At 42.8% G+C, this 11429-nt stretch carries 13 protein-coding genes; 4 read left to right on the top strand and 9 right to left on the bottom strand.

Annotated features, from left to right (window positions below; genetic code table 11):
* The 6 genes from WC259_RS06100 to WC259_RS06075 form a co-directional block, all read right to left on the bottom strand.
* The coding region (locus WC259_RS06100; protein WP_372643615.1) for an aminoacetone oxidase family FAD-binding enzyme at positions 1-648 on the bottom strand (648 nt) is incomplete at its 3' end.
* A 208-nt stretch (positions 649-856) separates the two neighbouring features.
* Complete coding sequence (locus WC259_RS06095; protein WP_011308826.1) at positions 857-1198, bottom strand: zinc-ribbon domain-containing protein; 342 nt, start codon at positions 1196-1198, stop codon at positions 857-859.
* A 12-nt stretch (positions 1199-1210) separates the two neighbouring features.
* A complete protein-coding gene (locus WC259_RS06090) occupies positions 1211-1468 on the bottom strand; it encodes a zinc-ribbon domain-containing protein (protein WP_011308827.1) in 258 nt (85 codons plus the stop codon).
* Positions 1469-1555: 87 nt separating this feature from the next.
* Positions 1556-1882 (bottom strand): TM2 domain-containing protein, encoded by a 327-nt coding sequence (locus WC259_RS06085; RefSeq protein ID WP_011308828.1) that lies wholly within the window; start codon positions 1880-1882, stop codon positions 1556-1558.
* Between the two features lie 387 nt (positions 1883-2269).
* Positions 2270-2947, bottom strand: a complete 678-nt coding sequence (locus WC259_RS06080) for a response regulator transcription factor (RefSeq protein ID WP_011308829.1) — start codon at positions 2945-2947, stop codon at positions 2270-2272.
* Positions 2944-4245, bottom strand: coding sequence for a PAS domain-containing sensor histidine kinase (locus WC259_RS06075; RefSeq protein WP_228384446.1), 1302 nt, complete (start codon positions 4243-4245; stop codon positions 2944-2946). The genes WC259_RS06080 and WC259_RS06075 overlap by 4 nt, the downstream gene beginning before the upstream one ends.
* 110 nt (positions 4246-4355) lie before the next feature.
* Between WC259_RS06075 and WC259_RS06070 the strand changes: the two genes are divergently transcribed.
* Genes WC259_RS06070 through WC259_RS06060 form a run of 3 tightly spaced genes read left to right on the top strand, consistent with a single transcriptional unit; the run spans position 4356 to position 6350 of the window.
* Positions 4356-4499 carry a hypothetical protein gene (locus WC259_RS06070; protein WP_372643609.1) on the top strand — a complete coding sequence of 48 codons (144 nt, stop codon included), beginning with the start codon at positions 4356-4358 and terminating at the stop codon, positions 4497-4499.
* 10 nt (positions 4500-4509) lie between these two features.
* Positions 4510-6054 carry a reductive dehalogenase gene (locus WC259_RS06065; RefSeq protein WP_059280032.1) on the top strand — a complete coding sequence of 515 codons (1545 nt, stop codon included), beginning with the start codon at positions 4510-4512 and terminating at the stop codon, positions 6052-6054.
* Between the two features lie 23 nt (positions 6055-6077).
* Entirely contained in the window at positions 6078-6350 is a 273-nt protein-coding gene (locus WC259_RS06060) for a hypothetical protein (protein WP_011308833.1), read from the top strand.
* A 285-nt stretch (positions 6351-6635) separates the two neighbouring features.
* Here the strand turns inward: WC259_RS06060 and WC259_RS06055 are convergent, their stop codons facing one another.
* The 3 genes from WC259_RS06055 to WC259_RS06045 are packed head-to-tail and all read right to left on the bottom strand — an operon-like array spanning position 6636 to position 9727.
* Positions 6636-7319: a response regulator transcription factor gene (locus WC259_RS06055; RefSeq protein WP_011308834.1), complete on the bottom strand. Its 684-nt coding sequence runs from the start codon at positions 7317-7319 to the stop codon at positions 6636-6638.
* Complete coding sequence (locus tag WC259_RS06050; RefSeq protein ID WP_034376794.1) at positions 7300-9123, bottom strand: ATP-binding protein; 1824 nt, start codon at positions 9121-9123, stop codon at positions 7300-7302. The genes WC259_RS06055 and WC259_RS06050 overlap by 20 nt, the downstream gene beginning before the upstream one ends.
* A gap of 1 nt (position 9124) precedes the next feature.
* Positions 9125-9727, bottom strand: coding sequence for a hypothetical protein (locus WC259_RS06045; RefSeq protein ID WP_372643604.1), 603 nt, complete (start codon positions 9725-9727; stop codon positions 9125-9127).
* 442 nt (positions 9728-10169) lie between these two features.
* On the opposite strand from WC259_RS06045, the gene WC259_RS06040 reads away from it, so the two are divergent.
* On the top strand, positions 10170-11429 hold a 1260-nt coding region (locus tag WC259_RS06040; protein WP_372643601.1), incomplete at its 3' end, for a reductive dehalogenase domain-containing protein.

The following is an 11429-nucleotide window of genomic DNA, read 5'->3' as shown; positions in this document are numbered from 1 at the left end:
GCTTTGGGCACGGGCAATAATGCGTTGCCCCTGAAGCAGGTGACAGAGAGGGTCTTTGACCACCAGAGGTACAGTACTGGGTACAGGTTTGATGATGAGGTGACCCAGTGAAGAAGCCAGTTTGTAGCCGCTTCCGTCCGAACCGAAAGAAGGGTAAGTAGAGCCTCCGCCTGTCAGGATAAGGCTGTGGCCGGTTTGCTGTTTACCGTCTGCTGCGCCCAAGCTGAAACCGGTTTGAGTTTTTTGGATGGACACGCAGTCAAAGCCGTATTCCACCTGCACACCCAGCCGTTTTATTTCCAGTGCAAGCACCTTCTGGACAGATGCAGCTTGGTTGGTAAACGGGAAAATGCGGCCGTCCTGTGAGTAATAGTGAAGCCCCAGTTCCGAAAAGAAATTTAGTATATCATCCCGTCCGAAGCGGCTGAAGACAGAATTTACCAGAGGTCTGGCTTCGGGGTTATAAGAGCTGGAATCCAGCTCTTCATTAAGCAGGTTGCAGCGCCCGTTGCCGCTAGCCAGTATTTTCTTGCCCAGCTGGGCAGTTTTTTCAAGAATCATTACCGGTTCACCTCGGCGGGCTTTGCTGATTGAGGCTACCATACCGGCAGCGCCTCCGCCAATAACCAGGGTTGTTTTCTGGGGCATTTTCAAATGGCCTCCCTAAATTTGTCACGCCGGGTAGTGAAGAATAGGCTTATTATACACTAAAGGCAGGGATAAGCTGCCGGCCGGGGTGTTTGGGTATCTTCAACATGTCCAGTTGAGGTAAGCAACCGGTGTATTTTAAGGCAAAGGCAGGAAAGGGACAAAACTCAGGTGAGATATAACTGCACTTAGGCTGATAGGCTAAAAATTAAGGGGTTATTTTCTGTCCGCAGTTTGGGCAGAACACAACATCTGCTGCCAATCCGATACCGCATTTGGTGCAGTATTGACCACTTGTGTTTTGACTGTCTGGGGTGGATAGACGGGATTGCACTGGATGAGCAGGTTTGGACGGGTTTTTCAGATAGCTTCTTATCAGAAGGAACGCTCCCAGCAGCATAACTAATGCCGGAAGCCCGGTGACAAAGAAAAACATTCCGGCAACCTGTGGCTCAGTTTCGCTCAGGGAGCCAATGAGGTTTTGGATGGAAAAAACAAGTACCGGCAATCCCCAAAGGCCCAGCAGTATACCTATAATCAGCCTGACCATAATACCGGCTTCCTAGGGTATTTTAGGGGCATGCAGTTTCTCTGTGCCGCAAACAGGACAAAACTGGATATTGGCTTCCAGTTTCTGCCCGCATCTGGTGCAGTACTGTACCCCTTTGTTGATTTCAATTATATCCAGAGGCATATTTCTTCCGGTGATTTTCTTTTTATTCAGCTTGTTAAACAAATATATCAGCCCCCAGATAAGACCTACAGGGATCATTATCAGTATGATTATTATTATTATTTCAATGGGACCAATTTTGGGCATGTCATCTCCTCCATGTGTTAATTCGGGCTGTCCGCTGGGTGGAGAGATTATTCAGATTGGCATATGCCATTAAAGCTTGCGGCTATATTAATCCCGCAGGGGTATGCCTTTGGCGTCATACTGGAATGAGCCGGTAAGTATAAGTATGCCTTCAATAAGGCCCCAGATATAGCCGCCTATGCCCAGAGTAACAAAAGATACAATAATTTGGGCTATTCCAATACCCACGTAACCCAGATAAAATCTGTGTACGCCTATACTTCCCAGAAATATACCCAGCAAACCGGCCGCAATCCTGGATTTTCGTTCGGGGTATTCCGTAGCGGTTGTTCCGCTCGTATGGAGCTGATTACCGCAAGCAGGGCAGAAGGATACGCTATCATCTACTTGTTTACCGCATTTGGAACAATACATGCTATTTCCGCCTCTATATTTTTGTTGAAAACATTATAGTCTTGAGTATATGTATTAACAAGTACATAAAAGATAATAAATAGAACAGGCATTTGGCTGTTACTGAAAGCTACTAAAGATGTCACGCTATTATCCACAAGGATTTTAGCTGAAAATCCAACTTTACAAAGTGTCAGGATAAAGGCATTCAGCCTTCCGGAAGGGTTTTGAAATTAGTTAAATGGTAGGTTTTAGCTTTATGGTGGAGAAGAGCTGAGGGGATTCGAACCCCTGACCTCCTCCTAAATAGAGCTACTCAAATTATACAGTTCGGTCATGTTAGACGCCAAATGTTACTCGGGTGCTCCGGGAATTCAATTAAAATATACACATCGTTTCTGATAGCATTTATTCAACTATCTGGTAGCCAACTCCGGGTATATTTATGATAAATTCTTTGGAATTATCAATACGGCTTAGTTTTTGTCTTATCCTCATAATGTGGGTTTTAATAGTTTCTTTGGCATAATATTCGTTGCGCCCCCAAATTGATTTGGATATATCAGCATAACTGACAGTACTTCCGGCTTTGGTCAACAAAATGTGCAGCAGCTGGCCTTCTGTAACGGTTAAATTTACGCGAATATTGTTATAAGATATTTCCTTCAGGCTGGTACCAAATTTCCAGTGCCCGTATTTAACTCCCAGGTCCTGGCTGGCTCTGCTTAGGCGTTTTAACAGGGATTTTACTCTGGCTATAAGTTCCAGCGGCTGAAAAGGTTTGGTAATATAATCATCTGCACCTAATTCAAAAGCGGTAAAAATCTCCTGTTCATTATTTCTGGCGGTTAAAATAAGTATGGGTAGACTGGAAAATGCCCGTATTTGTTTGAGGACATTTATGCCATCAATATCAGGCAGTCCCAGGTCTATTATGGCAATGTCAAAGTCCTCTTTATAAGCAGTCTCAATGCCGGTTTTACCCAAGTGTACAGCTTTGGTTTCCATATCCGGCCAAAAGGATTTGAATAGTAAGAAGATAGATTCAACTATTTTCTTATCGTCTTCTATAAATAGCAGTTTCATGCCGGTGTTGCCTTTGATGGCGGTTGCGGGATGGTAAACAGGAAGGTGGTGCCCTTGCCGCATTCACTTTCAACCCAGATACGTCCGCCATGCAGTTTGACGTATGTTCTTACAATGCTGAGCCCCAGCCCCAGCCCTTGTAGCTTCCTCTGCCTGTTTTCCACCCGGTAATAGGGCTTGAATATGTTCTTAATCTCGCCTGGTTCTATCCCGATACCGCTGTCTGAAATAGAAAAAAGGACATTATTCTGGTCATGGCTGATATTGATAGATATAATCCCGGAATCTGCAGAGTATTTTATGGCGTTATCTATCAGATTATCCAGAATTTGCTTTAAACGGTCTTCATCAGCAATTATAAACGTTACTTCGGGTGCAATAACTATATTAAAAACAATATGGTTGGTATTGCATATTTCCTGCTGGATGGAGATTATATGCTCCAGCATTTCTTTGATGTTGAAACGGCTTTTGTTTAGTTTTGGGTCTCTGACTTCACACTGAGCCATATCCAGAAGTTCGTCAAGGCGGATATTTAAATTCATAGTACTTTCATAAATATTGGAAGCCAGTGCCTTGTATTTTCCATCAGCGGCTATATTGGAAAGTACCCCGCTGGATGAAATTATGGAGGTAAGGGGTGTTTTTAAGTCGTGGACTACAATTCGGGTAAATTCCAGACGGCTTTTCATTTCTGTCTGTATTCGTTTGCGCAGTTTCTTTTCATTTTCATAAGACACCATGAGCTGGTTATAAATGAGTTTGCGTTTATTAATCTCGTCAGACAATAGTTTGTTTACATCAATGTCAGGGTTCTCCTGGCTGGATGAAGCGGGATTGCTTGAAATACTGAGAGGTGTTGAAGATGACAAGGTGGTTTCTTTAGTAATATCTTTTATAAAAGTGACACTCAAAATTCCGTTGTCAGCGTTGTCTTTTAAAAGAAAGCCCTCTGATTCTGCCCAGATACATCCGCCGTCTTTTTTAGAGTAGCGTTTAATGATTTTTGAATAACAGTGTTCATCGTCCCAGATTTTCATGGCGTGCTTGTAGCTGATTTCCATATCATCCGGGTGGGTAATATCAAACATGGTTTTACCCAGAAGTTCTTTTTTCCTATATCCGAGCATCTTGCACAAAGCCTGGTTAACTCGGATTATCTGGTGCATCTTCTGATCCACAATAGTTATTCCTACCAGAGTGTTATGCTGCATTATTTTAACAATCTGGCTGCAATAATCAGCTGTTCCAATCCGTTCTGGTGAAGGCATTTTCATCAGGTGCTCCTTAAATCTCATTTTATACCCCTTATTTTCGAAGGACAATGACTGTTACAAATCTTTACCGCAATTTCATTATTTATAATTGTAAATACATTCTCCTGTTACTGGGGTGTTGGTACACTCCATTGAAACGCCCTTTTCCGGCTACTCTCATTATTGGGTTCATTATTTCCGGTAAAGGCGTTCAAGTAAATAAAAATGGGGGTGAAAACGGCATAAAAGATGTTGTACCGCTGGGTAAGCCCCAGATATTTATGGTCTTAATATAGGAGAGGGAAAATGAATAAATTCCATTCAAGCGTAAGCCGCCGGGATTTTATGAAAGGGCTGGGAATAGCCGGGGCAGGATTGGGAGCTGCGGCAGCTGCCGTGCCGGTTTTTCATGATTTGGATGAAGCTGTCTCTGCGCCTGTAGCTGGCGGTTTCAGACGCCCGTGGTGGGTTAAGGAACGTGAATATGAAGACCCTACCTGCGAAGTAGACTGGAGCCAGATAGAGCGTTCGGACAATTCGTGGATTATGCACGGGGTGCGGAACGGGGTAAAGGGCGGTTACCTGTTTGCCGGGCAGAAATACCTTGACTGGCAGAAGGAAGGTTCTGACCGGGCTTTTAACGGGGTTAAAAACAATGAACCCGGCCTTACTCTTCGGGATATGGCCCTTGAGGGCGGCGCATCTCCATTGCTTATGGGTTTAAACAAAGTGGTTAATTTTGTGTTGCCTGAAATTGACCAGGATCAGGTTCTGGCTCAGTTCGGCTTTACCGCTGCTGCTTGGCCCAATGCCTCGTCTTTCTGGGTGGCATCCGCCCCGCCGGATTTCTGGGGAGTACCGAAGTGGCAGGGCACACCCGAAGAAAATTCCCGCATGCTGCGTTCAGCCATGCGTTTCTTTGGTGCTTCCGAGGTGCGTTTTGCCGAGTTGAATGAAAAAACCAAGAAACTCATTTTTACCCATCATGTACACAATACACCCATTGTATTTGAAGATGTAGACAAGGCTTATGAAGTTGCAGGCCAAAAGTTTGTTCTGCCCGACAAGCCGCTTTATATCGTCAGTGTAGCCGTTCAGATGAGCAAGGAAATGTACCGCCAGGGTAATGCCGGCATTCGTTTTGCCGCTAATAACATGCGGTACCGCCTTAATAATGTGGTGCAGGTAGCTACCCAGTCATTTTTAAAAGGCATCGGTTATCAGGGTATCGGATATCCTTCGGAGTCTCTTTTCCATGGTATGATGCCTTCTCAGGCTGATGCCATTCTGACCGGTTTTGCCGAAATGGCAAGGAATAACAACTACTGCATAAGCCCGGAATTCGGGACGGTGGCTGGTTATTACAGTATTCTTACAGATCTGCCTCTGGCTCCGGACAAGCCGATAGATGCAGGCTATTTCCGTTTTTGCCATACCTGCCGGAAATGTGCTGAGGCTTGCCCCTCCCAGGCTATCTCTTTTGACAGCGAACCTACCTGGGATATACCCCCATCTTCAGTAGATCCTGCCAAGGCAACACTGTACTCCACTCCGGGCAAAAAAGTTTTCCATACAGATTCACCTGCCTGTTATTCAAGATGGATAGGCCTGCATGGCTGTGCCCGCTGTATGGGTACTTGTGTGTTTAATACCAATAGCAGTGCCATGGTACATGATATGGTTCGGGCTACAATAGGTACTACCGGACTGTTTAACGGCTTCCTTTGGAATGCAGATAAAGCCTTTGGTTACGGGCTGATACCTCCGGAGAAATGGGAAGAGTGGTGGGACAAGGATTACCCCGTGCTCGGTCAGGATAGCACCATTGGTTCTTATTACGGCGGGTATTAAGCAATACAAAAGGAGATAATAAAATGTGGTTATTATTAGGGATTCTTATAGGTATAATTGCTCTGGGAATAATCTGGTGGGCCAGAAAGAGTAATACCAGTCTGCAGTGGTACGACTGGGTTATCGGCCTCGCAGGTTTGGCCATGTTGCTTTTTACTGTTCAGAATTATTTTGCTTCCGTAGCTGAAGGAGAGTCTAAAGCGGCCAGTATGTTCCTTTTGGTTGCCGGACTTCCAGCACTTATTCTGCTGGCGGTGGTCTGGCAATTGGTTATTAGGAGAGTTAAGAAAGCTTAAACTGCAAACAATTCAGGGCAAAAGAGGGGCATGTTCTATGCCCCTCTTTTAAATTTAAACCAAAACAGGTTATTAACAAACTCCGGTAGATTGAGATTCTTCTCATTAAGTAAATAATTTAGCTATTGTACTCAAGAAGATTGGAATCAGATCAATATAGCACTATATCTTCTTGCAAGAGGGTGATGATAATCTACTTCAGTAAAAGCAATAGGGATTGAAATATATGTTGATTTATTCGGTCACTCAGTGGATTTAAATTATAAAAAAATGACATGGGTTATTTTAATCAATAGTCTTTAAAATATATCCATGATTAGGACTATTGATCAAAAGCTTTGGATCGGATGCTGTATCTTCGATTTTGTTGCGCAATCTTAAAATGTGAGTTTTTAAATTACTGCGTGCCTCTGGGTAATAATCTCCCCAAAGTAATTCCGATAAATCTTCATAGCTAACCGTTTTATCATGGTTTTTCATGAGCATATAAATAATGCGACCTTCACTTACGGTGAGATTTACCAGTGTGCCATTTATCCATAGTTCTCTAATTGATGAACCAAAATGCATTTTACCACAAGTGATGGATAGGTCCTCACCGTTTATTTGCTTTTTAGTTAATAATCGCCTGACTCTGGCTAGTAATTCCATTTGGCGGAACGGTTTAATAATATAATCATTCGCACCTAAGGTTAAACCTCTGACAACATCACTTTCATCTCCGCGTACTGTCAGGATTATTATTGGTGTATCTGAAAAAGTGCGTATTTGCTTCAGAACATCAAAACCATTCATATCGGGTAGCCCCAAATCCAGTAAGATAATATCAGGGTTAGCTGATTCGACTGTTTCTATACCCCTTCTGCCATTTGAGGCAGAAAGCACGCGTGAATTTGGGCAGCTTATTTGAAATATTGTGCATACCACATCAATTATTTCAGCATCATCCTCAATTAACAACAGTTTCATATAACTTTCCTTTATTCTTAAGGCTGGGTTTGAGGTAAACTGGTTTAACTGAAATTAATATTGGTATAGTGAAGGTAAATATACTGCCATGTTCATTGGCATTTTCTACCCATATTTTGCCCCCGTGGAGTTCTACAAATCTCTTGGATAATGCTAAGCCTAATCCCATGCCATCAAATCTCTCCCTATCTCTCTCCAATCTGTGATAAGGTTCGAATAAATAGGCCCTATCTGATGACGATATACCGATACCTGAGTCAATAATCTGGAATACAACATCGGTTAATGTTCTGAAGCATCTAAGCTTTATTAGTCCCGGTTCAGGGGTATATTTAATAGCATTGCTTAAAAGATTAAGTAAAACTTGCCTTAATCTATCAGGATCTGCTTCTATAAATATGGTTTTATCGTCATGTTCAAACACTAACCGGAGATTTGCCTTTCTGACTTTGGCATCAACGTACTGTATAATGTCGGAAGATAATTCGATGCAATCGATGGGGATTTTTTTAATTTGGAGAACACCTATTTCTCCCCGAGCTAAATCCAGGAGTTCATCAATCCGTTTATTCAGATTAAGCGCTCCCTTATTAATGTTCTGAGCTAAATTAAGCCAGGGTTCTTGTTTTAAGCCCGAAGAAAGTGTGTCACTGGCCGCCATTATTGGCGTAAGGGGAGTCTTTAATTCATGAACCAGAGCTCTAGTAAATTCGATCCGGTTTTGAATTTGGGTTTCCAGTTCATGGCGTAAAGAAGCTTCATTTTGGTACAAGTCTATTAATTGCTGTTCGGTAATCTTCCATTCGGTTATATCTTCCAGTCTGCCTGCAAAAGCACCTATGCTGCCATCGGCTTTAAATTGAGGGCTTAGAGTTTCTCTAATCCATCTGCATTCGCCTTTGCCGTTTATTATCTGGTATTCAAGCTTTAGCGGGTCTTCAAAGCCCCTTTGTAAACAATCCGCTATAAAATTGGACCGTTTTGATATTATTTGGGTTCTTTTTTTGTATAAATATCCACCTTTATTTTGGGTTGACAGGAATGTCAGTTTAAATTCTTTAGTAGTTATACTTAGTAATTTCTCAATTATGGGGCTGATAAAAGTCACCTCTTTGCCTGGCTTGTCGATTATATAGATAATTTCCCTCATGGTTTCAAGCAGCGAGATGGGAATTAACTCTGGTTTGGGAGATAAACCTAAAGTAATCCGGCTTTCATTTTCAATATGGACTTTGTCAACTGCAGCCTGGATTAAATTCCTCAGATGTTCCAGACTTTCATCATGGATACTGTATGGAAGGCCGGCGCTCGCGGCTTCTCTTTTTACAATTTTTTCATCTGGTTGGGGGTTTTCGAACCTGAAAACCGTTAACTCTTTGATGCCGCAACTGGATGCAACCTTGCCATTTCGGGTATCAGAACCAAAACTCTCTGAAACCTCTTTGTTCCATTTGGTCAAAAAAGCCTTGTTTCCCAGCCATGAATTTTGGTTAAGATATTTTTCCACCTGTTCAGGGCCTAATAACATTTCCCAACAATTATTACCCTCAATTTTTCGGATATTGCTATCACAGTACATATCCAGTAATCCGTTCAATTCAGGATGGCAAGACCCGTATATTATAATAGTAGCCTCATTGGCCAACACTGATTTGTCTACTTGGTTGCGTATTGTGTCGCCACTTATGGCGAACAGACAGCAGGGCAATACCGGGTAGATAACAAATTGGTCTTTTGGTATAAGCGGAACAATTTGTCTGACTTGATCCAGCATGGAGGCACAGGTAACCAGACCTATTTTCATTTTAAACCTTCTCTTCACTGGCTGACGAATTTATTTTATTTATCAGCGGAAGAATATCTTTAATATTATTGGGAAATATACAGTTGCTAAAATCAAGTTTCAGGCTTGGTTTTAAATAGAAAACATTTCCTCCGACTAGGATATTAAGTTTTTTCGCTTGAATGATTTTAAGAAACTCTTTGAAAGAGTTTAGATGATTATACTGCGGAATCGTGAATATCAGTATCTTATGGTTATCATCAAGTTCCAAATCAAAGTAACCGTCAGATGCTTGGACAATAGGCATTTGGCAGCTTTTTATGCCCTCAACTGCCAGGAGGATTTGCAGCATGTCTGCTGATTTGGGCACAACATGGGAGAAGTAGCATATCGGAATTTCCCTGTTACTGACATATTTGATATCCGCTGACGGGATATTGTATTTCATAAAGTTTAAGGCAGCCGTAAGGTCGGCTGCACTTAGACAATTGCCGCGCTCCCAGTTTTCAACTGTTTGGTAAGCAAAACTTCGGAGTTCGTCCCAAGATAGCGGCGGCATTTGTGCGTAATCTGCCTCAAGTAGGTTTGAATATATTGGCAGTGAGTTTTTACACATAGCTGGCATGAGATTAATCCTCACATGGTTATATTACCTTTAATAATATCATATGTATGAGTTATTAGTGGTTATATTCGGTAACTGTTTGGTAACTTTCCTGCAAATATTTTGCCTTTGGTATTTGATTTCGGGCAAATGCAATAGTGGCTTATTTATGCATAGACCGAATTGGTTACAAGATGAATTAGTCAGGGTGATTTTTAACCTTGATTATATTGAGCTGTAGCTAGCTACATGCAAACTTATCCTGCCATATTCCCCAAATCAAATTGATACCGGCACCACCAAAATCATTACCCATTGTTACCTGCGTTGAAACCTTGACTTGGTATATTTATATCCAGTATCCGGAATGACGAGCGAACTCCATATTGAACAAAGGAGGGCTATGCTTTTTGGCACCGGGGAAGACTGGAAATAGATTTAATATAATTAGGAGGTCGGACATATGCAAGGATTCCATTCTGCTTTATCAAGACGAGACTTTATGAAGGGTATTGGGTTGACTGGCGCAGGTTTTGGTATTGCCGCTGCTACAGCTCCGGTATTCAGAGATTTGGATGAAGGTGCTTCCACAGCCGCTAATACTTACAAGAAAAATCCTTGGTGGGTCAAAGAGCGCAATTATTGTGATCCTACTACCCCCATAGACTGGGATGTATGGAAAGCTTTTGATGCTACCCATTATGACTATATCGGCGGGCAATATTCTGATGAATATTTAGCTCAAATTGGTATACCTTCTGTACTTAATGAAAGTGTAGCAAAGAGGCACGAGCGTATAACTTCTCGTTTGGGTAAACCCGGTTACTCCATGCAGGACTGGGCTTTTTGCCAGGGAGCCAAAAACGTAACCTCTTCTATGTGCTATAACGAATTTGGTCAGGGTCGGTCCATGTTCTTGGGTGACAAGAAAATGATGGATGAAGTAATGACCCCGGAACAGATTGGTTTGGCCAAGTACGAAGGTACTCCCGAGTACAATGCCCTTATGCTCAAGAGTGCTATCCGCTTCTTTGGTGGTACCGATATCCGGTGTTTACCTGTTGATGACAAGACTAAAAGAGTCCTGAATATTGGTGAAAACCAGCACCCTGACCAGCCTTATGTCTGGGAAGACGGCATATCCTGGCCGTATGAGACCAGAACAAAAAGGGCTATTCCGAATCAGAATGCCCATATTCTGGTATTCAGCTATAACGGTTCGTATGATGGCACGGTACGCAGTCCGTCCTGGATATCCAACGGCGTAGCTTTCAATCAGTGTCTTTCCGGTGATGCTATTCAGCTTTATCTCCAACGCTTTGTAAAGGGACTGGGTTACTGGCTGGTGGGTGGCGATGATTTCCCCGGTATAGCCAGCTACCCCGGCGCAGGCGCTCTATCCGGTTTCGGAGAAATCGGCCGTATAGGTCATGCAGTCGGCTGGGACAAATGGATGCGTTGCACCCGCTTGATGATTACCAATCTGCCCTTGCCGGCGGATAATCCTATTGATTTTGGTGTTGTGTCATTCTGTACTACCAGCTGTAAGAAATGCGCGGAATTCTGCCCTGTTAGCGCTATCAAAATGGATAAAGAGCCCAGTTGGGAATTGGCTACCGATCCTTCCAACCCATATTTAAAGCCCCAGAACTTCAACAACCCCGGTAGGAAGACTTGGTATCTGAATCAGGCCGGCTGTTTCTCCAACTGGTGTTTGACCGAT

It is taken from the genome of Dehalococcoides sp. (genome assembly GCF_041654235.1).
GTDB lineage: Bacteria > Chloroflexota > Dehalococcoidia > Dehalococcoidales > Dehalococcoidaceae > Dehalococcoides > Dehalococcoides mccartyi_B.
The sequence above is the reverse complement of the archived record's forward strand: the minus strand, read 5'-3'. Positions and strand labels throughout refer to the sequence as shown.